At 64.9% G+C, this 20,282-nt stretch carries 18 protein-coding genes and 2 pseudogenes; 9 read left to right on the forward strand and 11 right to left on the reverse strand.

The window, feature by feature from the left end:
- Positions 1-209: 209 nt before the first annotated feature.
- On the forward strand, positions 210-956 hold the full coding sequence (locus OYT95_RS19875; protein WP_037230296.1) for a glycoside hydrolase family 25 protein: 747 nt from the start codon (positions 210-212) through the stop codon (positions 954-956).
- Positions 957-972: 16 nt separating this feature from the next.
- On the opposite strand, the gene OYT95_RS19880 is transcribed toward OYT95_RS19875, so the two are convergent.
- The 4 genes and pseudogenes from OYT95_RS19880 to OYT95_RS19895 all read right to left on the reverse strand — a co-directional run.
- Positions 973-2,238: a hypothetical protein gene (locus OYT95_RS19880; protein ID WP_037230294.1), complete on the reverse strand. Its 1,266-nt coding sequence runs from the start codon at positions 2,236-2,238 to the stop codon at positions 973-975.
- Positions 2,239-2,350: 112 nt separating this feature from the next.
- Positions 2,351-2,875: pseudogene (locus OYT95_RS19885) on the reverse strand (bile acid:sodium symporter).
- Positions 2,872-3,522, reverse strand: a complete 651-nt coding sequence (locus tag OYT95_RS19890; protein WP_268788755.1) for a DUF1345 domain-containing protein — start codon at positions 3,520-3,522, stop codon at positions 2,872-2,874. Before OYT95_RS19890 ends, OYT95_RS19885 begins: the two are co-directional and overlap by 4 nt.
- Positions 3,523-3,573: 51 nt before the next feature.
- Positions 3,574-3,825, reverse strand: a pseudogene (locus OYT95_RS19895) (AAA family ATPase); the annotation flags it as partial.
- Positions 3,826-4,418: 593 nt separating this feature from the next.
- On the opposite strand from OYT95_RS19895, the gene OYT95_RS19900 reads away from it, so the two are divergent.
- The 4 genes from OYT95_RS19900 to OYT95_RS19915 all read left to right on the forward strand — a co-directional run bounded on the left by OYT95_RS19900 (position 4,419) and on the right by OYT95_RS19915 (position 8,205).
- A complete protein-coding gene (locus OYT95_RS19900; RefSeq protein WP_268788756.1) occupies positions 4,419-4,589 on the forward strand; it encodes a hypothetical protein in 171 nt (56 codons plus the stop codon).
- A 4-nt stretch (positions 4,590-4,593) separates the two neighbouring features.
- On the forward strand, positions 4,594-6,738 hold the full coding sequence (gene helR / locus OYT95_RS19905) for an RNA polymerase recycling motor ATPase HelR (RefSeq protein ID WP_268788757.1): 2,145 nt from the start codon (positions 4,594-4,596) through the stop codon (positions 6,736-6,738).
- Between the two features lie 123 nt (positions 6,739-6,861).
- Positions 6,862-7,278 carry a hypothetical protein gene (locus tag OYT95_RS19910; protein WP_112299998.1) on the forward strand — a complete coding sequence of 139 codons (417 nt, stop codon included), beginning with the start codon at positions 6,862-6,864 and terminating at the stop codon, positions 7,276-7,278.
- A 147-nt stretch (positions 7,279-7,425) separates the two neighbouring features.
- A complete protein-coding gene (locus tag OYT95_RS19915) occupies positions 7,426-8,205 on the forward strand; it encodes a DUF899 domain-containing protein (protein ID WP_268788758.1) in 780 nt (259 codons plus the stop codon).
- A gap of 23 nt (positions 8,206-8,228) precedes the next feature.
- On the opposite strand, the gene OYT95_RS19920 is transcribed toward OYT95_RS19915, so the two are convergent.
- On the reverse strand, positions 8,229-8,651 hold the full coding sequence (locus OYT95_RS19920) for a hypothetical protein (protein WP_128640603.1): 423 nt from the start codon (positions 8,649-8,651) through the stop codon (positions 8,229-8,231).
- Positions 8,652-8,768: 117 nt separating this feature from the next.
- Entirely contained in the window at positions 8,769-9,254 is a 486-nt protein-coding gene (locus OYT95_RS19925) for a carboxymuconolactone decarboxylase family protein (RefSeq protein WP_268788759.1), read from the reverse strand.
- Positions 9,255-9,461: 207 nt separating this feature from the next.
- Here OYT95_RS19925 and OYT95_RS19930 point away from each other — a divergent pair, with 207 nt between their 5' ends.
- On the forward strand, positions 9,462-10,397 hold the full coding sequence (locus OYT95_RS19930; protein WP_268788760.1) for an RNA polymerase sigma-70 factor: 936 nt from the start codon (positions 9,462-9,464) through the stop codon (positions 10,395-10,397).
- A gap of 14 nt (positions 10,398-10,411) precedes the next feature.
- Here the strand turns inward: OYT95_RS19930 and OYT95_RS19935 are convergent, their stop codons facing one another.
- Complete coding sequence (locus tag OYT95_RS19935; RefSeq protein ID WP_268788761.1) at positions 10,412-11,008, reverse strand: DUF2867 domain-containing protein; 597 nt, start codon at positions 11,006-11,008, stop codon at positions 10,412-10,414.
- 31 nt (positions 11,009-11,039) lie between these two features.
- Between OYT95_RS19935 and OYT95_RS19940 the strand changes: the two genes are divergently transcribed.
- On the forward strand, positions 11,040-11,642 hold the full coding sequence (locus tag OYT95_RS19940; protein ID WP_268788762.1) for a TetR/AcrR family transcriptional regulator: 603 nt from the start codon (positions 11,040-11,042) through the stop codon (positions 11,640-11,642).
- Position 11,643: 1 nt separating this feature from the next.
- On the opposite strand, the gene OYT95_RS19945 is transcribed toward OYT95_RS19940, so the two are convergent.
- Positions 11,644-12,306 (reverse strand): class I SAM-dependent methyltransferase, encoded by a 663-nt coding sequence (locus OYT95_RS19945; protein ID WP_128640606.1) that lies wholly within the window; start codon positions 12,304-12,306, stop codon positions 11,644-11,646.
- 34 nt (positions 12,307-12,340) lie between these two features.
- Between OYT95_RS19945 and OYT95_RS19950 the strand changes: the two genes are divergently transcribed.
- Positions 12,341-12,808, forward strand: a complete 468-nt coding sequence (locus OYT95_RS19950; protein WP_268788763.1) for a maleylpyruvate isomerase N-terminal domain-containing protein — start codon at positions 12,341-12,343, stop codon at positions 12,806-12,808.
- Between the two features lie 69 nt (positions 12,809-12,877).
- Here the strand turns inward: OYT95_RS19950 and OYT95_RS19955 are convergent, their stop codons facing one another.
- The 3 genes from OYT95_RS19955 to OYT95_RS19965 all read right to left on the reverse strand — a co-directional run bounded on the left by OYT95_RS19955 (position 12,878) and on the right by OYT95_RS19965 (position 18,588).
- A complete protein-coding gene (locus tag OYT95_RS19955) occupies positions 12,878-14,158 on the reverse strand; it encodes a purine-cytosine permease family protein (protein WP_268788764.1) in 1,281 nt (426 codons plus the stop codon).
- A 402-nt stretch (positions 14,159-14,560) separates the two neighbouring features.
- Complete coding sequence (locus tag OYT95_RS19960; RefSeq protein ID WP_268788765.1) at positions 14,561-16,531, reverse strand: hydantoinase B/oxoprolinase family protein; 1,971 nt, start codon at positions 16,529-16,531, stop codon at positions 14,561-14,563.
- Complete coding sequence (locus OYT95_RS19965) at positions 16,528-18,588, reverse strand: hydantoinase/oxoprolinase family protein (RefSeq protein ID WP_442972517.1); 2,061 nt, start codon at positions 18,586-18,588, stop codon at positions 16,528-16,530. Before OYT95_RS19965 ends, OYT95_RS19960 begins: the two co-directional genes overlap by 4 nt.
- Before the next feature lie 127 nt (positions 18,589-18,715).
- On the opposite strand from OYT95_RS19965, the gene OYT95_RS19970 reads away from it, so the two are divergent.
- Positions 18,716-20,257 carry a PucR family transcriptional regulator gene (locus tag OYT95_RS19970; protein ID WP_268788767.1) on the forward strand — a complete coding sequence of 514 codons (1,542 nt, stop codon included), beginning with the start codon at positions 18,716-18,718 and terminating at the stop codon, positions 20,255-20,257.
- Positions 20,258-20,282: the final 25 nt, after the last annotated feature.

Raw genomic sequence — 20,282 nt, forward strand, 5'->3', positions numbered from 1 at the left:
TGACGACTCGTGCTCCGGGGACCGACTACGGGAAAACTCAAGTTAGGTTTGGGTAACCTATGGATCTGACTAGGGAAGAGTGGCATAACCTACTGCGATGGTCAAATTTTTGGACAAAACAGACCGAGGGGCTGGTTTTGTGGTCGCGCAAGCCGGCAACCCCCGCGGTTGACCAGAACTCGCCCGAAGTAGGCGCTACTGTCGGGCGCATGGCTATCGGGGTGAAGGTCCGAAGGTTCTCCAAGATCGCACCACTACTGCTCGCCGGTGCACTCGCGGCCGCGGTGCCGGGGCATGCCGCCGCCGAACCGGTCAGAGGTCCGGACGTGGCCTCGTGGCAACACCCGGGCGGGTCACCGATCGACTGGTTCGCCGTCCGCAACGCCGGCCACGACTTCGCGATGGTCAAGGCCACCGAGAGTCTCAACTACGTCAACCCGTTCTTTGTCCAGGACTGCCTCGCCATGCGGGTGGCCGGCGTCGCCCGGGGCGCCTACCACTACGCAGACCCCACCCAGTCGCCGGAAGCGCAGGCCGCGTTCTACTCGACGGTGGTGCTGGGCATCAACGGTCCGGGTGACATGCCCCCGGTCCTCGACATCGAGCATTCCGGTGGGCTTCCGCCCGCGGCCTTGATCGACTGGACGCACCGCTACCTCAACACGGTCCAATCGCTCACCGGACGTCAGCCGATCATCTACACGTACCCGAACTTCTGGCGGACGGCGATGGCGAACACGAACGAGTTCGCCGGCTACCCGCTGTGGATCGCCGACTACAACGGTCAGAACACGCCCGGACCCCTCCCTGGCGGCTGGAGCAACTGGACGTTCTGGCAGTACACCAGCACCGGTCGCATCGCCGGCGTCAACGGCGACGTCGACCTCAACGTCTACAGCGGGGCGCAGGGCGACTTCGCGCGGTACTCCAACAGCGCATCCCCCTTCGGCAGCTGACTGCAGGCGGGCGCGATCAATCGCGGCACGCCGGATTTCCGGGGAACGCGGGAACGCCGACTCGGCAGCCGACGTCGGTGACGGCGTTCAACCGCTCGACCGGCTCCCGGATCTCGAGCGCCGGTACGAGGCCGTCGGCCAGGAGAGCACTCTTGGTCGCCGGCGTCGTGGCGCGCTCGTCGAGGGTTCCCCGCACCCGCGCGAAGGCGACGAGTTCGTCGTACACCATCGACAGGGCCGCCTCGGTGGTTCGGTCCTCCGGGGCCAGTCCGGCGAAATCCACACCCGTCTCGTATTCGTGGCGGACTGCATGGGGGCCCTGGTCGCAGGTGGGCTGGTTCAGATCGATCCCGAAATCCGGCCCGGCCGGTCCCGGCGGCGTGATCGTGCCGGCGTCGGTGCAGACATGGTGCGAGATGCGATCACCGAGCGCGTGAATGTAGATGCCGGTCCGCGCATTCCAGGAGTTGTCACCGACCCAGGAGTCGAATTGTGACGACAGGACCGTGTCGGAGATGACCTGCTGCCCGGTCATGTTCGTGAACGGGATGGCGGCTGGGGTCTCCAGGCTGTACGTGCCGTTGATCTGCACGGGATTCGCGTCTCCGTAACATGTTGCACCCGTGGCATAGTCGCCGTTCTCCGAGAGGTTTGTGAAACCTCCCGTGCACAGCGGCGCGTCGCTTCCCGGCCCGGCCATGGCCCAATTCCTCAGGTGCGTGAGCATGATCTCGTGCCGGGGATCGTCGACGTCGGGGCGCAGCCCGTTGGGCAGGGGATCCGCCGGCCCGCGCAACGTGGGCAGGAAGTGGAAGAGGAACCCGCCGGTGGCGAAGTGGGTGCGGACCAGTCCGCTGATGTCCTTGGTGGTCAGCGCACCGGCATCGGGGACGAGTCGGCCGAAGATGTCGCGTGGGGCGAACGTGCCGAGGTCGGTCGCTTCGTCGTACGCCGCGATCCAGTACGCATCCTGCTCGGAGAAACCGACGGTGCGGGCGATGATGTACGTCGAGTCCGAGTGCACGAGACTGCGTCCGCCGAGCGGGCGGCGCAACGTGAACCCGTAGCGGAGGAACGCCTCGGCGCCGCAGATCGGCGAGTTGGGATCGTCGAGTAGACATTCGGGGGGCAGCGGAGCGCAGTTGTGCGGTGGGGCACCGTCCTCGGTGTAGCAAATATCCTCGGCGAATCCGTACACCGGTGGCGGTGACACGACGAATGCGGCAGCGGTAAGCGTCAGCGCCACGATGGTTCCACCGACTTTTCGAGTGAATCTTCTCATCGAGGTGCACCTTTCGGTGTGGCCGAGTAGATCAACATTAACACCGGGGAACACGCTGGATGCGCGGTTCTCTCGAGCCCCGAAATCTGCGTCCGTGGTCAGAGCGCAGGCATCACGCGACATGTTGCCGATATCGATTCGCCAGCCAAGCGCACATCGTGAGCTGGACCTGATGAAACACCATCAGCGGCAGGATGATCTGCCCGACGGGCTGCCCGGCGAACAGGACCGCCGCCATCGGCAGCCCGGTCACGAGCGCCTTCTTCGTTCCACAGAACTGGATGGCCCGCACGTCTGCACGTTCGAACCGCAGCAGGTCTGCGGTGAATCGCGTGAGCCAGAGCATGGCCGTCACGAGCATCATGGACGGCAACACCAGTTGCAGTAACGCGGTGGACGGGACCGAGTGTCACACTCCGTCACGTTCGCCCGCCGAGAATGCCGAATACACGACGAGCACGACCGATTCGCGGCCGACGTACCTCGATGCGGATCCATGTCGTGCCACCCAGTCGCCGACCAGTCGGCGGACGATCTGTCCCAGCACGAACGGCAGGAACAGTTGCAGTGCGAGTCCCAGTGCGGCGGCCCTACTCGTGCGGCCTTGCGGGCAGTCGGATCCGGAGAGGATCCTCACCTGGTGAGGATTCCGGCAACCAGGTTGATCGTCGTCGCGAGGATGACTGCACCGAAAACGTAGGACAACAGGCAGTGCCGGAGCGCCACCGCCCGAATCTCCGAACTCGAGACGCCGGTATCGGATACCTGGTAGGTCATCCCGAGGTTGTAACTGAAGTAGAAGAAGTCGCGAAACGCGGGCGGGGCGGTGGAGTTGAAATCGATACCACCCGTCGACTTTTCAGGACCTGATCCCTCGTAATACAGAAAGGCGTATCGGGCCGCATACATCAGGTGCAGGGAAGCCCACGCCAGGAATACCCCGATCAGGGCCACGGCGGCGTGCGCGGTTCCCGCCGACGATCCACCCGCCACCTGCAGTGCGATGATTCCTCCGAGACCTCCTGAAGCCGCTGTCACCACGACCAGTTCGTCGACTATCGGACGAAAATCCTCGCGTCCCACGTTGCGGCGAGTCGCTGCCGCATCCATCGGCCACAACACCGCCCAACCGGATACGACGAACACGGCGGCAGCGGCGGCGATACCGACGAGAGCCCCCAACGCGGCTGTGATCACCAGGCCGCCGACGAAGCCCGCCGCGATACCGACCACCACCGCGGCGGCCACCCTCGGGATTGCGGAGGTCGGGAGAGGAACGTGCAATGTCTACCCCTCCACAGGAGGTGTCGAGCCGTCACCTGCGGCGCTCCCGACACCGAACTCGGGCTCGTACCCTTCCTCGGCGAGGTGGTCCTCGGCCGCGGTGGTCACCTCCAACCCGATGTCCTGCGCCTTCAGCAGCCGGCGGGTGCCGTCGAGGATCAGGTCGGAGCCGATGTTGCTGGTGAGGATCACGATCGTGTTCTTGAAGTCGACGGTGCGGCCCTGCGCATCGGTGACGCGGCCGTCGTCGAGGAGCTGCAGCAGAATGTTGAACACGTCCGGGTGCGCCTTCTCGATCCCGTCGCGTTCGTCGTCTTGTTCTCTCGTTCCACGCTCATGATCCCGACGCTCCTGTCGCACAGTGTTGGGAAACACCACGATTCGCGCGCCGCACCACGGCGCGCCCGGCGGGGGCTGCGCCCGAACGGGCAGACGTCAGGCCAGGGCGTACCAGCGGCGTGTGCCGAGAAGTCTATCCCGCCAACTGCCGTGGCCGGACGGCGTTACCGCGATCAGTGACCTCGATGGTGTGCGAACGTATTCGATCTACGACGCGCCGACGATGTCTGGGACTTGTCCGAATCGGACGAGGAAGCGGAGAGGAGTACCAACCCCTTTCCACTTTCAATTTATAGCGCACCGGGGGGCTTGCGGCAAGGGCCGGGTGGTGCCGCACAATTACCGGCCGAAGCCAGAACCTGCGGAAATGGGAGTCGCGAATTGCGTGTGTTGTTGTCGACGTATGGGTCGCGTGGGGATGTCGAACCGTTGGTGGGACTCGTGGTGCAGTTGAAGGCACTCGGCGCGGAGGTGCGAGTGTGCGATGCGCTGTTCGATGAGGCGCTCGACACCAACCGACCCTCGACCCGTGGCAGGAGCCGCCGGACCGCGACGTCGTGCACACCGGCGCGTGGCTGGGCAGACCTGGCCCTGCGCTCACGGCGGCCCTGACCCCCGAGACCGGAGCACGCGCGGCCGCCGTGGCGGGCACGATCCGCACCGACGGTGCAGCGGTCGCCGCGACGCTGCTGCTCGACACGATCGTCCGAACCTCAGATCGGAGCTGATGACATGACCCCATTGACTACCAGCGCGTTCGACCTTCCCGACCACCTCGCGCCCAAGGCCGACCCGACGCTGATCGCCGACGACGAGCAACACTTCGCGGCCATCGCGGAAAGCCTCGAGCAGTCGATCGCCGACCTGTCCCACCGGATCGACGTCGAGCGCAAGGCACCTCGCCGGCTGGGCCAGGAGGCGATGGAGCGGGACATGATGGTCCACCGGCTGAACGCCGAACTGCGTGCCCTGCGCCGCTACGGGTTGGACCTGTGCCTCGGGCACTTCGTCAGTGCAGACAACCCCGAGCCCGTGTACGTGGGACGACTCGGCCTCATGGACCGTGCGGGCAATCAGCTGCTCGTCGACTGGCGCTCCCCCGTGGCCGAGCCGTTCTTCGGTGCGACCCACGGCAATCCGATGGGTCTGGAACGCCGCCGCCGGTACCGCTGGACCCGCTGCCGGGTCAGCGACTACTGGGACGAGGTGTTCACCCCGGACGGGTTCGCAGGCAACGCCGCGCTCGACGACCAGTCGGCGTTCATCGCGAGCCTGGGCAGCAACCGGTCGGCCCGGATGCGTGACGTGCTCGGCACCATCCAGGCCGACCAGGATGCCATCATCCGCGCGGGATCGCGTGGCGCCCTCGTCGTCGACGGCGGGCCGGGTACGGGCAAGACCGTCGTCGCGTTGCACCGCGCCGCGTACCTGCTCTACTCCGACCCCCGACTCCGTCACGGCGTGCTGTTCGTCGGTCCGCACGAGCCCTACCTGGCCTACGTCGCCGATGTCCTGCCCAGCCTCGGGGAGGAAGGCGTGCAGCTCTGCACCCTGCGGGACCTCGTCGCCGAGGGTGCCACCGCGACGGTCGAAACCGACCCGGACGTGGCCCGCCTGAAGTCGTCCGCGGATCTGGTGAAGGCCATCGACGCGGCCGTCGCGTTCTACGAGGAGCCGCCCACCGAGGGCATGACGGTCGGGACCGAGTGGTCCGACATCTGGTTGAGCGCCGACGACTGGGCCGAGGCGTTCGAAGCGCCGGAACCCGGTACTCCGCACAACGAGGCGCGCGAGCAGATCTGGGAGCTACTGCTTACGATCCTGATCGACAAGTACGACGGTGACGTTTCGGCCGGCCAGCTCCGGAAGTCGTTGCAGCAGAACGACGAATTACGCGCGACCCTCGACAAGGCGTGGACCCTGATCGAGGCGGCCGACCTCGTCGCAGATCTGTGGTCGGTGCCTGCCTACCTGCGCAAGTGCGCGCCCTGGCTCAGCCCCGACAACGTTCGGAAGCTGCAACGCCCGGACGCCCAGCGCTGGACGGTGTCCGACCTGCCGCTCCTCGACGCAGCACGGCAGCGGCTCGGCGACCCGGAGGAATCACGACGCCGGCGTCGCCACCAGGCCGCCGTCGCCGCCGAACGCGAGCAGAGGTCCAAGGTCATCGACGACCTGATCGCGTCCGATGCCTACGACGACGGTGAAAGTTTGATGACACAGCTGCGGCAGAAGGACCTGCAGGAGATGCTGGTCGACGAAGCCGCGCTGTCCAGCAACGACCCCGACCTGCTCAACCGCACGTTCGCGCACATCGTCGTGGACGAAGCACAGGAACTGACCGACTCCGAGTGGCAGATGTTGTTGCTGCGCTGCCCGTCCCGGAGCATCACGATCGTCGGTGACCGCGCCCAGGCCCGGCACGGGTTCACGGAGTCGTGGCGGGAACGGCTCGAGCGTGTCGGGCTCGACCGGATCGAACTGGCCTCTCTGACCGTCAACTACCGGACCCCGGAAGAGGTCATGGCAGAAGCCGAGCCGGTCATCCGCGCCGTGCTCCCGGACGCCAACGTGCCGACCTCCATCCGCAGCAACGACATTCCCGTCGTACACGGATCCGCGTCGGATCTGGCCTCGATCATCGACACCTGGCTCGAATCGAACTCCGACGGAATCGCCTGCGTCATCGGCGATCCGACGTTCCGGGCCACGTCCCGCGTCCGGTCGTTGACCCCGGAACTGTCGAAAGGGCTCGAATTCGACCTGGTCGTCCTCGTCGACCCGGACACCTTCGGCACGGGGATCGAAGGAGCGGTCGACCGCTACGTCGCCATGACCCGGGCGACCCGGCAACTCGTCATCCTCACGAGCTCCTGACGTGGCCGCGGTTTCGTTTAGAGAAGCGAACCACCAGTGACATTCCCGGGGCCGCCGAGAAGGATCAGAACCAATCGGTCTTGTTGAACAGGGGGCCGATGTCTGGGAAGTGGGAGTGAAGAAATGGCTGACTACAACAGCGTTGTTTCGTTGTCCCGTGAGGAATTCGAGCGTTCGGGGCCGAGTCGGGCGGAACTCGACGATGAAACCAAGTCGACGAAATCGGATGAAGTCGATATCGCAAAGATGGAGCGGCTCCTGGACCTGAGACCGGGCATGCTGGCCGGCGACGAGTACTACCTCGAAAGATTGTCCTGTCAATGTTGTGGACGGCTGCTGACCATGTACGACTTCGTATTCACCGGCCTGGTGGACGCGAGCCACTCGAAGTCGCTCATCGTGCACACATTTGTCGGAAACAAACTGGTTGTGAACGAGCCGCGGCGCATCAGGTGTTCGGCGTGTGGTGAAATCGCCCGGCACAGTCCTTGGTATCGGATGCCGCAAAGCTATGGATGTAGGCCGGCACACTTCGAATAGGGCCTACTCGTTGGCGGCAGGCCAGTGCAACCGAAAGGCGACCAGCGGGGTCTTGTGTGAAGGTCCGCGAATCGACCCTCTCGAACACCGTGGCTGGACGAGAGTCGCCTGAGACGATTACACGTGCCCTTCGAGAGGAGACGAACGATGACAGCGTCCGATCCACAGGTCACTACCCGCGAGGAATGGCTCGTCGCGCGGCGCGAGCTACTCGCACAGGAGAAGGAGCTGACCCGCCACCGCGACCGGGTCAACGCCGCCAGGCGCGCGCTACCGATGGTCGAAATCACCGAGAACTACGCATTCGACGGCCCCAGTGGCAGGACCGGATTCGTGGACCTGTTCGGCGGCCGCAGCCAACTCCTGATCTACCACTTCATGTTCGAGCCCGACGCCGACGAAGGGTGCCCGTCCTGCTCGTTCACGATGGACAACGTGGGCCCCCTCGATCACCTCTACGCCCGGGACACCTCGTTCGCGGCTGTGTCGCGCGCACCGCTGCACAAACTGGAGCAGTACCGCCGGCGCATGGGCTGGACCTTCCCCTGGTACTCCTCGTACGGCAGCAACTTCAACTACGACTTCCACGTCACTCTCGACGCGTCGGTCGCACCGGTCGAATACAACTACAAGGATCTGGCGGAGCTCGAGCGGATGGATCCCGCCTGGAAGGACTGGTGCGGCGAAGAGCACGGTGTCAGTGCTTTCCTCCGTCAGGGTGAGCGCATCTTCCACACCTACTCTGGCTACGCGCGCTCCACCGACATTCTCCTCGGCACCTACCACTGGCTCGATCTCACCGCCCGCGGCCGCCAGGAGGACTGGGAACCACAACCCCGCCGCGGCGACGACCCCTTCATGAGTTGGCTTCGCCGTCACGACGACTACGAACCGGACATGATTGCAGGTAAGAAAATCGCAGACTGACCGCGCGATCTTCCCGCCTGCGGCTACATCAGTTCGAGTCCCGTTGCCTGCAATTCGAGATAGTCGCGCACCAACAGGTGAGAACACGGAGTGGACACCGCGGTCCACGGCGTGTGTTTGGGTAGTTGCAGTGTCAACGATTCGGGTACCGCTTCGCGGCATCGGATGACCGCCCGGAGTTGCGGCGTCAAAGAGATCCACCAGGCGTCCAGCACACACCTGCACTGGGAGAGGTATTCGGAGAGTGGTCCTTGGAGTACCGCCATTTGCGGTACCGGATCAGCTCCACCACTGATCCCTGCGACGCACTCCTGCCCGCATACGGTCATCACCTGCCCGATGAACTGCGGCGGCATGATGCCTTCGGGGTTTCGCAGCAGGGCGAGGCGCGCGCCGGCGGAAAGGGCTTCATATGCCACTTCGGGGTCGATTGCCTCGTCACCCATGCCACGAACGTACTCGGCTCTGGTCGTCTCCTATCAGGAACAGCGATAGTTGGTCGGCTCGTCCGGTCGAGGATCGCCGATCGGTCGGCGATCCTTCACCGGGCCGTTGTGTGCCGGTCAACTCGTCATACTGGCGAACATGCCGGGCTCGTAGGAACCTGCCGGGTTGCGCACGATCACGTTGATCCGGTTGGCGGCGTTGATGAGGGCGACCAGGGAAACCAGTGCGGCGATCTGGTCGTCGTCGTAGTGCTTGCGCACTTGGGCCCACGTCTCGTCGGACACTCCGTGGTGGGCGTCCGCGAGCCGGGTACCTTCCTCGCTGAGCGCCAGCGCGGCCCGCTCGGGCTCGGTGAACACGGTGGCCTCGCGCCAGGCTGCGACGAGGTTGAGCCGGACCTGGGTCTCGCCGGCAGCCGTGGCGTCCTTGGTGTGCATGTCGGTGCAGAAGCCGCAGCCGTTGATCTGGCTGGCCCGGATCTCGACCAGGTGCTGGGTGGCCTTCGGCAGCGGCGATTGGTCGATCACCAGGGCAGCGTTGGCGAACCTCTTGCCGAACTTCAGGGCGATCTCGTTGTCGAACAGGTTGAATCGGGGGTCCATGACTTCGTCCTCACTCGTGGTGTTGTGTGTTGCTGGACGAACATGAGATGCCGGAGACCCGATCCTTGTGACAAACGCTCACGCCGCTGCCTCGAAGTCACGTAATTTGGCAGCGGGCAACACCGGTCGGCTGCAGTTCGGGTGTCACAAAACGGCGGGGCCCGGTGTCTGGTGTGTGACACCGTCGAGAGTGAAGAGGAGCCACCCATGGCCGGCACGTCGCAGACCACGCCCGCAGATCGCGGCGGGAGCCAGGACGACCGTTCGGACCCCGCCACCGAGGCGTTCGTCGCCCACCGCAACCTGCTGTTCACCGTCGCCTACGAGATGCTCGGCTCGGCCGCCGACGCCGAAGACATCCTCCAGGAGACCTGGCTGCGGTGGGCGGGCGTCGATCTCGACACGGTGCGCAATCAGCGTGCGTACCTGGTCCGGATCACCACCCGCCAGGCACTCGTCCGGCTGCGCACACTCAGCAGGCGCAAGGAGTCCTATGTCGGCCCCTGGTTGCCCGAGCCGCTGCTGACCGCGCCCGATGTTGCCGAGGATGTCGAGTTGGCCGACAGCGTCTCGATGGCGATGCTGCTGGTGCTGGAGACGCTCGCGCCGACCGAGCGGGCGGTGTTCGTGCTGCGTGAGGTGTTCGCTCTGGAGTACGGCGAGATCGCGGACGCCGTCGGCAAGAGCCCGGACGCAGTCCGTCAGATCGCGCACCGGGCGCGGGCGCATGTCGCGGCCCGCCGACCGCGCGGCGTCGTATCCCCAGCCGAGTCCCGAGACGCACTCGAGGCGTTCCAACGGGCGCTCGAGACGGGCGATCTGCAGAGCCTGCTCGACCTGCTCGCACCGGACGTCGTCCTCTTGGGTGACGGTGGCGGCGTCAAGCAGGCTGTGCTGCGACCCATCATGGGGGCCGACAAGGTGGGTCGCCTCCTGGCGGCCGGCCTGCCCCGCATCGACGGCGAGGTGTCGGTCGAGCCGGTGCAGATGAATGGCTGCCCGGCTCTGATCGTCCGACTCGACGGGGAGATCGACGACGTCGTGGCGGTGCGGATGGACGACGGCATGATCACCGGCCTCTACATCGTGCGCAATCCCGAGAAGCTGTCGCGCGTCGAGCGCGAAACCGCGGTGAGCCGCTGAGGCCGAATACCTCCCTACTTCGCCTCCGCATGGCGGTCGCGCCAGGCTCGTTCCCATTGCCGGGTCAGGGCCGGGTAGACGATGAGGTACCGGAAGGGCGCGATGGCGGTCATGTAGAGCCGCCCGAACCATCCGTTGGGCTTGACGAGGACGGTCATCTGCAGCTCGTAGTCGCCGTTCGCTCCGCTCGCCCAGCCGAGATGCATGACGGTGTGCACGGTCTTGTTCGCCAGCTCGCGGGCGGCCTCCGTGTCGAGTTCGTACACCGCTGTGAGGGGCATGCCTTCGTCGTCCGGGCCGCGCGGAGCGGCGCGGAGATCGCTGGGCAGGCGGTCGCGGAGCGAGGCAACCCGCTCACCGACACCGGTCGAGGGATTGTCCCAGCCGAAGAGTGCCCCGAGCTTCCATCGAACGGCGAACAAGAACCTCACCAGCCGGGGCTGCTTCGCGGGTCCGCCCGCGGCTCGCATCGCTGCGAGCATCGTCGGGAAGTCGTCGGGCCCGGCTCCGGGAGTGCGGAACGACCACACGTCCTCGACATCGAAGTCACTCGTGAATTCGTGGATGCGCCAGGGCTGCTCGATGTAGGTGGCCTCTGCTATTCGTGGCACTGTCGTCCCCGATCTATACGGCACCGTATATTTGATCTATACGGTACCGTACAAATCGGACGCGATCAATGGAGGTGGCCCGATTCCCGCCGTCGCCCGCACGACACGAACCCGCTGGATAGAGGCGGGCCTCGACGCCCTCGCACGAGGAGGGCCCGACGCCGTCCGCGTCGAAACACTCGCCGCCGAGCTCGGCGTGACGAAGGGCGGGTTCTACGGCTACTTCGACGGCCGTCCCGCGTTGCTCACCGAGATGCTCGACGAGTGGGAACGCCGCTGCACCAAAGCCGTCATCGCCCAAGCCGATGCCGAAGGCGGCACCCCCGCCGACAGAATCCGGCGCGTGGGGCAACTGACCTACTCGGAGGACTTTCAACGGATCGACCTCGCGATCCGGGCCTGGGCCCACCACGACCGGTCCGTCGCGACGCGCCTCCAGCGCATCGACAACGAGCGGATGGACTTCCTGCGGAGGATGTTCGGCACCTTCGTCACCGACCCCGACGAGATCGAGGCGCGCAGCACCCTGATGTTCGGGCTCGCGATCGGCCGCCACTTCATCGTCGCGGACCATCCCGGGTACAGCACACGCGAAGCCATCCGACTCGCCGGAGAATTCCTCCTACGTCCGTAACTCAGTCGCGGTGAGCCGACAATAGCCACGCCGGCAGCATGGCCCGGCCCTTCTCGTCGTGCTCCCAGCTCGCGGCCTGCTCCGGGCCGAGCAGCGCGTGGATGAAGGCCGGGCGAATCTCGTCGATGGTCCAGTACTCGGCGACGGCTTCGCGCAGCTCGTCGTCGGTCACCGGGTTCGGTCCTTCCCCCTCGGGGAAGGCGCCCTTCGCGAACACCAGGATGTAGTAGGACGCGCCGGGCGCCGCCGCCCGGGCGACGGCGTGCAGGTAGTCGCGCCGCCGGTCGACGGGAAGGGAGTGGAACAGGGTGCTGTCGACGATCGTGGAGAACCGGCCGTCGAAACCCGTGAACGAACTGATGTCCGCCACCTGATACGTGGCCGTCGTCAGTCCGCGATCGGCGACCGCGGCCTGGGCCACCGCAATGGCCGTCGGCGACAGGTCCAGGCCGACCACCGTGTACCCCTGCGCCGCCAGGTGGAGGGACGTCTCGGCATGTCCGCAGCCCGCGTCCAACACGTCGCTGCGGAACTTGCCCTCCGCGATCAGCCCGGCGATCTCGGGCTGCGGCTCGCCGATGTTCCACGGCACCGGTCCCGTAAATTCGTCCGCGTCGCCTCGGTAGATGTCATCCCACGGCGCAACCTGGTTGTCCTCGGTCATGACATCGACGGTACGCCCGCACTACCGTGCGGATGTGGATCTTTTCTCACGCTCGTGGTCGGCGTTGCGCACGGCGGTCGCCGAACTCCGGGACGAGGACTTCGCACAGCCGTCCGGCTGCACCGGGTGGCTCGTGCGGGATCTGGTGTGCCACCTGATCATCGACGCGCAGGACGTCCTGATCACCCTCGTGACCCCCGCCGACACGGAACCGACCCGCGACGAGGTCCTCATCGCAGGCGACTACCTCTCCGCCTACGTCTTGGAGTCGACGCTGCACCACCTCGACCTGATCGCCCACCTCCCAGGCGCCGCGGAACCACCCGCAGAGGGCCTCGCCCGTTCCCGCGACATGCTGGAGCAAATCGCCGGGATCGCGTTCCCCGCCTCGTTCTCCGACAAGGACGCACTGCTCGTCGGCACCGGGAGGCGGTCCCCGACCGACGCGGAAAAGGCCGAACTGGGCGAGTTGGCGACGAAACTCCCGCTCGTCGTCGGATGACTCGGATTACGCCTACCCGTGTATCCCTACCCCACGTAGGGATACACGGACCGCGCCGCGGATCGTGGATCAGACGGTCTGCGCTTCTTCAGGAGTTGGGTGGTTGCGGTCGTTCGTTGTGACTCCTTCCGCCTGTCGAATCGGGTTTCCGACCAGCCGGGAACACGACAACCAATACAAGCTCGCCGCGAATACCACCGTGACTATCGGTGCCAGCTGGGCAAGTACCGGGTACGTGGTTTGCACCGTCGCGGCGATGCCGATCGCGGAGGCAACGAGCCATGCCAAAGCTCCTGCCCCGACCCCGTTGCCAGTTGTCGCCTTACCGCCAGGACGGTGAAGCGCGATGTGCACCAGGGCTATCGCCACCCAGGCGGTGACCAATACACCCTGCCATGCAAGAGCTTTCAGTAGATAGCTGAGGACATCGGTGAGCATGAACAGGTAGGCGAGTATCCCGGCTGCGATAACCCATACCGCCCTCGGCGAGGCTATTCCCAGAGAGCGGTCGGCGAGGACTTGGAGGTTGCTCGAAGCGAGGTAGTAATTGGCGGTATTGATGCGGGTCTGTGAGATGAGAATCAGAACTACGCCGGCGAACCCGAGAGAGTTGACGACGGCCTGGACAACGCCGCTTTCACTGCCTGCGATTCCCCAGCAATCGAGGATGTAGATGCCGATCAGCCCGTTCACGCCGAAGGTGAAGAGGTAGAAGACCCAGCCGAAGGTGACCGTGCCATGAAACTTCGCGTCTCGAGGTTTGGCGAGGCGCGCGTAGTCGAAGGTGTACATCATCATGACCCAGACACCCATGTAGATCAGATACGAGGTCAGCCACCCTGGCAGCGGCCCGGTAGTCGGTGCGGAGTCGAGCCATCCGTGGGGGTAGCCCTGTTTGATGGTCGCCGCGGCGATCACCGCAATCAGCCCGATAACGTAGAAGGGCAGAAGGATACCGTTGATCTTGTCCAGCCAGGTCGCAACTCCGCCGAGGACGAGTGGAATCATGTAGATGACGCAGACGAGGTACCAGATGCGTAGGTCGCCGCCGAAATAGTCCTGCAGCGCTACGGCGACGATCGATCCTTCGAACACGCCGTAATACAGAGCGGTTGCCGCAAACACCAAGGGGGCGAGGATCGATCCGATGGAACCAAACATTCTGCGGGAGAGCGACTCTACCGAGAGTCCCGTTCGGGCCGCGTACCGGGACAGGATTCTGTTGACTATTCCGTAGGTGGCGATCGTCAGGGCCATTCCGGCAAGGGTGTTCGGCACTCCCACGGCGTCGGATGATGCGGACGCGATGTAGAGCCAGAACATCGCGCTGAACATCGCCCACCACGCCATGGTCAGCGACCATCGGGGCGCGCGTTGGGATTCGGGGATTGCGGATTCGTCGGCGGTGGGACTGCAGTCAGGGGACGGGGTGGCGATGTCGCGTTCGGACATGGTGATTCTCTCTGTGAGAGCGAGTGGTCAGGCGATGCAGGGGCGGTGCGACTCGATGTTGAGGGGAGGCACGTGGGACCGACGCGATGGCCTTCTGATCGCGCACCGGCCGGACACGTAGTTGAGAGCGCTTGTTCTTGCCTCCCCGTACGGGTCCGATTCCGTTGGATAGAAACGCTATCTGTCGACGATGGGCCCGAAAACATAGTGGTCTGGGTCGGCTGATGCAGTGGTAAGCGGGGGCTGCCCGGTGGGATCGCAACCTTGGCGAGGTGCGGAAGACCTCGCCAAGGTTGCGGTTCAGGTCCAGTGCTGCGCTGCGCGAGTCTGGAGGAGGGAACGGAACTGGGTTGTGGTGGTGGGGAGGAGTTCACCCGTTCCCCAGTCGACGATGACGCCGTATCTGCGGACGAGATCGAGCATGTCGAGTTCGCCGTTACGGTAGCGCTCCGCAACTTCTTCGGGGTCGGTGGTGAGCCACCCGCGGCGCGATTCGCGAATGCTCTGACGAAGCTGTCTCGTCTTTCCGTCGTTCACGGCGAAGTGGTCGATCTCCGGGTCGATCGCATCGATGACGACTCCGTAGTCGAGTGCGGCACGCTCGAGGGAGACATAGCCGTCGATGACGTCCTCGACAACTTCGGCGGGATCTCTGTCGAGCGGGTCGCCGTATCCGCCGCCGCCCGCCGAGGGACGTTCGAACGAGTCACCGGCCTGGATTGTGACGTTGGAGAAGACGGAGCCGAGGAACTGTTCGTCCGGTGTGCCCCGGTTGAGCCAGACGCCGTGTGGAATGGAGGGAAGTCCGCCCTCGATTCCCCATGTCAGCGATCGGGCGCGGTCGCAGCAGTACGACATCACCGTGTTGTCACAGTCCGTCAGGACGCCGCCCTTGGTGAGCCCGCACCCTCCGCGGTGGGTACCCGGACCGCCGGAATCGGTGATAATGGCGTGCTCGCTGGTCAGGACCGGCGTGAGCCGTTCCTGACCTTCGCAGGGCTGCACAGCCAACCCGACGCCGAAGACCGGGGCCGTCGCGGTCGCACCATCCTTGGTGCTCCGTCCTCCCCACCCACCGGCCATCCAGTCGTACCACATGAAGAACGGGTGTTGAGCGTCCCGGGCATCCCGTCCGCCGATAAGCAGGTATTCGAGGTTGAACGAGCAGGCGATGGCCCGCTCGGGAACGATTTTCGACCACAGCTCGAAGATGGCGTTCATGATCTTCTCGTAAGGCCCGGAACAGAATCCGGTCACCGCATGCGGCCACCCTGCGTTGACCACGGTGCCTTCCGGGCCCAGCTCTGTGGTGATGGCATTGTAGAGACCCGAGTTGAGTGGAACATCGGGGAAGAATGTCTTGGTTCCTGCGACGATCCCGGAGAAGGCCGTGCCGTATCCGCAGTTGAGGAAGCTGGCGACCGCGGGGGCGCTGCCGCTGAGGTCGTAGCTGAGTTGATCACCCTTGATGGTCAACGATACCCGGATCGGCACCAGGCCTTCCGGTTTGGCGGGATCGGAGTCGAGGTAGTCCTCGGTGGTCCAGGTGCCGTCGGGTAGGGCCGCGACGCGTTGACGCACAATGCGTTCGACGTAGTCCTGAACCTCTTGCATGGCGGCGGTGACGGTTTCGCGACCGTACTTGTCGACCAGTCTATGGAGCTCGCGTTCGCAGACTCCCGTGGCTTCTGCCTGGGCGTGCAGGTCGCCCATGCTGATCTCCGGCGACCTGGTGTTCGCGACGAGCAGTTTCGCGACATCGGCGAGGAACCGGCCTTCGTGCCACAGCCGTACCGGCGTAATGCGCAGCCCCTCGGCGAAGTGTTCGGTGGCTGTCACGTCGAATGATCCGGGTACGCTCCCGCCGATGTCGGCCCAGTGACCCTTGTTCTGTGCGAAAGCGATCAGCGTGCCGTCGGCGAAGATGGGCCTGATGAAGCTGACGTCGTTGAGGTGGGTTCCGCCGCGGTACGGGTCGTTGATCGCGAAGACATCGCCCGGGTTGATGTCTTCGCCGAACTCCTCGATGACTGCCTTGCATTGGAAGTGCAGCGTGCCCACGTGGACGGCGATGTCCTGGCTGCCCTGCATCACCGTGTTGCCGTCGGCGTCGCACAGCGCGGAGGAGAAGTCGCGGGAGTAGATGACGAACGAGTAGCACGTGCGGAGGATCTGCTCGGACATCAAGTCGACGGAGGTGACGAAGGCGTTCTTGAGTACCTCGAATGTCACGGGGTCGAGCGTGCGGTCGAGCGTCGATGAGGTAGTCACTTGGTCTCCTGCAGGATGTTGATGCGAATGTTGGCCCACTCGTCGATCACGGCGGTCGTTCCCGGCGGCACTACGGTGGTGGAATCCAGCTGTGAGATGATCGCGGGCCCCTCGATCTCGGTGCCGAAACGCAGATCGTCGCGGTTGTACACCGGAGCCGCGACTCGCCGGCCGAGTTCGTCGAAGTAGACAGACCGGTGTCCGGTGGCGGCAGGCATTTCAGTGGACGGCACGCTCGCCTGGGGGAACTGCGGCTTCGGTGTGGTGCCGATCGCGCGGAGTCCGATCTGGTAGATCTCGACGGGCGTGTCGTCCCGCCGGAACGAGTAGTCCCGCTCATGCTCCTCGTGGAACCGTTCGACAGCCTCGGTCAGGAATCCTGCGCCGGTACCTGCCGAGACGGTCAACGATCGCCACTGCCCGGAGTAGCGCATGCTGATGCTCCGGTCGAGCACCATCCTGTCGGCGGGTACACCTTCGTGCTCGAGCCGCTCGAGTCCTTCACGTTCGAGTCGGACGAACTCGCGCTCGAGCGCCGCCGTGTCGATGTCGGTGACGAGTCCCTGGAACATCGCGGACAGGTCGTGGCGGATGTCGACGAGCAGACAACCCTGCGCTGAGGTGATTCCCGGGTGTGGGGGCACGACGACGGTGGGGATGTTCAGTTCCTTGGCCAGGGCCGCTCCGTGCAGGGCACCGGCACCGCCACAGACGACGAGGACGAAGTCGCGGGGGTCGTAGCCGCGGCGGATCGACAACAGTCGCACCGCGTCGGCCATGTTGGCGTTGGCAACTTGGATGATGTTGCTGGCGGCAGTGTCGGTGTCGAGTTCGAGCCGGTCGGCGATGACGCGGCGGATTGCCTTCTCGGCGGCATCGACATCGAGGTTCAGCCCGCCGCCGATCAACGACGAGCCGAGGCGGCCGAGCGCGAGATTGGCGTCGGTGTTGGTCGGTTCGACACCGCCCCACCCGTAGCAGGCAGGTCCGGGGTCCGCACCGGCGGAGGTCGGACCGTTGCGCAGCGAGCCGGCTTCGTCGATCCAGGCGAGTGACCCGCCGCCTGCACCGATGGTCAGCACTTCGATGCTCGGGAACGAGATCGGGAAACCGTACTCGACCTGCCACTGCTTCGTCGTCCGGATCTCGCCGTCGTAGACGAGAGAGATATCGGTGCTGGTTCCGCCCATGTCGAGGCCGATGGCATTGGGGTATCCACATCGGTTGGCGATGTCCGCGACAGCGATGGCCCCGGCCGCGATGCCCGACGCAGCCAGTCGAACGGGATAACGCTCAACCATCGCCGGCGTCATCGAGCCCCCACCGGAGTGTAGGAGCAGCAGGTCGCCGTCGTATCCGTCTGCCCGGAGTTGTTCCTCGAGCCGGTTGACATAGCCGCTGACCAAGGGGGCGAGCACGGCGTTGGCGACAGTCGTCGAGGCACGGTCGTACTCGAAGATCTCTGGGAGGATTTCGCTGGAGGTGGAGACACTGACGCCGGGAAGTTCCTCTTCGAGGATTTCCCGCATGCGCAGCTCATGGGCGGAGTTGACGTATGAGTTCAGAAAGCAGATCGCAACGGTCTGGATCTGCTTGCGGCGCAGCAGTCGCGCAACTTCGCGCGCGCCGGCTTCGTCGAGCGGGGTGATGATCTCGCCCGCATAGTCGATCCGTTCGGTGACCTCGTACCGGTCGCGACGACGGATGTAAGGGGTACCCACATCGGAGTAGGCGTCCCACAGTTCGTCCTTCGTCCCGTCTCGAATCTCGAGGACGTCTCGGAACCCGCGGGTCGTGACCAGTGCTGCTTGTGGGAAGTTCCTGGTGATGAGCGCATTGGTCGCGACTGTCGTTCCGTGGGAGAAGAGGGCGACGTCAGCCAGGTCGATTCCGGCGCTGCGGACACCCTCGACGACGGCCTCCATGGGGTCGTGCGGTGTCGACGGGACCTTGGCCACGCGGGTGGTCGACGCTCGTGAGTCGAAGATGCAGACGTCGGTGAAGGTGCCGCCGACGTCGACGGCGACTCGAAGATTGCGTTCGGGGGGTGTGATCACGGTCATACTCCTGCGTTCGGGTTCGCCCAGTATCTGCCCAGGCAAACAGCGCAAACAATTGGAGAAAACGAAATATTGTTCCCCATTCTTTGGACTTGTTAACATCTCCGGGTGAGGTGTTTCGAACGTGGAAACTGAGTATTTCCGCCTGGTCGACCTGCTGCTCGAACAGGACCTCGGCCTGACTCTCGAGAGCGACGGCGACCCGAACGTGCAGCTCGTCAGCGCGCACCCCATCGAGATCGAGGCGCCGGCCCGGTGGTTGGAACCCCGCACCCTGATGCTCACGACCGGGACTCGCTTCGTTGGGCAGGAGAAGGCGTCCCTCGCCCAGCGTCAACTTGTCCGCGAACTGGTCGATGCCGGCGTCTCTGCTCTCGGCTACGGCGTGGGAGTAGTCACCGACACCGTGCCGCGCGCCCTCATCGACGAAGCGAACCGTCACCACTTCGCGGTGATCTCCGTACCCGCCCAGGTGCGGTTCATGGACGTCGTGTCCCGAGTGGCGGCAGCGGCGAAGACGACGGACTCGATGCTGCTCCGACGGACCCTGCAAATGCAGAATCATCTGCTCGAAGCGATGGCATCTCCCGCCCCCGAAGCAGACCTCGTCGCGCGCCTGGCTGGACTACTGCGCAGCAGCGTCGTGCTCTACAGCGAGGTAGGAGACGTTGTCGCATCTGCAGGCGAGGCACCTCTGCATCTGATCCGCGCTCAGTTGAGAGGACGTACCGGCCGATTACGATTCCGGGTAGGTCGATGGGCCGTCAGTGCCTACTCGATCGCCCCCGGCGGCCAGAACTACTGGTTCGCAGTTGCCTCCAAACGCCACGAAGTACCCGACCCGTTGGCCGCTCCCGCAGTCGAGGTGGCGCTGCGATTGCTCAATACGATCGAACGCTCGCGATACCGCGCCACCACCGAGAACCGGGCCATACGAGCCGCTCTCGTTCGGACCCTCGCTTCCGGTGAGATACCCGATCTCGACTCCGTCATCGACCGACTGGAAATGCTGCGGTTCGGCAGGCAAGCAGACCTGCGCATGGTGTCATTGACCGCAGCGAATACCTACGACGACGGCCGATGGACACTCCGCTCGGATACCCTGCTCGACGCTCTCGAACAGGATGTAGTGGACCTTGCCCACGACTCGCGCCTGCCACTGCTCCTGGCGCAGGCCGACCGCGAACTGCTCGGGATCGTGCCGGCCACCAGCAGCTCAGTCGACACGTGGATCCAAAACCTCCAAGACGGAGTGGCCTGCGGGTTCAGCGGACCGTTCACCGACCTTCGCACCGGTCGAGAACGGGTCCGTGATGCACAGTGCGCACGGCGGTCAGCGACCCGCAGCGGCTCCACCGCCACGCGATTCGAAGATGTCGGAATCAGCGACTGGCTGTTAGCGGGCCGCGCCACCGCACCCACCTCACGTAAAGCGGCCCACCAGTTGGCACCCCTCATCGACGAACATCCAGACCTTCTGGACTTCCTACGTCAATACTTCGCGAACGACCTCGACGTCTCCGCGACGGCCACGCAGTGCGCCCTCCACCCGAACACCGTGCGCTACCGGATCAAGAAAATCGAGGACATCCTGCGGACATCGCTCCGCTCGCCGGCGGTGATCACAGAGATCCACCTCAGCCTCGAATGTCTGACACCGGACTAGCGGCAGCGTGGGAACACCCACACCC

This window comes from Rhodococcus sp. JS3073 (genome assembly GCF_026810085.1).
Lineage (GTDB): Bacteria > Actinomycetota > Actinomycetes > Mycobacteriales > Mycobacteriaceae > Rhodococcus_F > Rhodococcus_F wratislaviensis.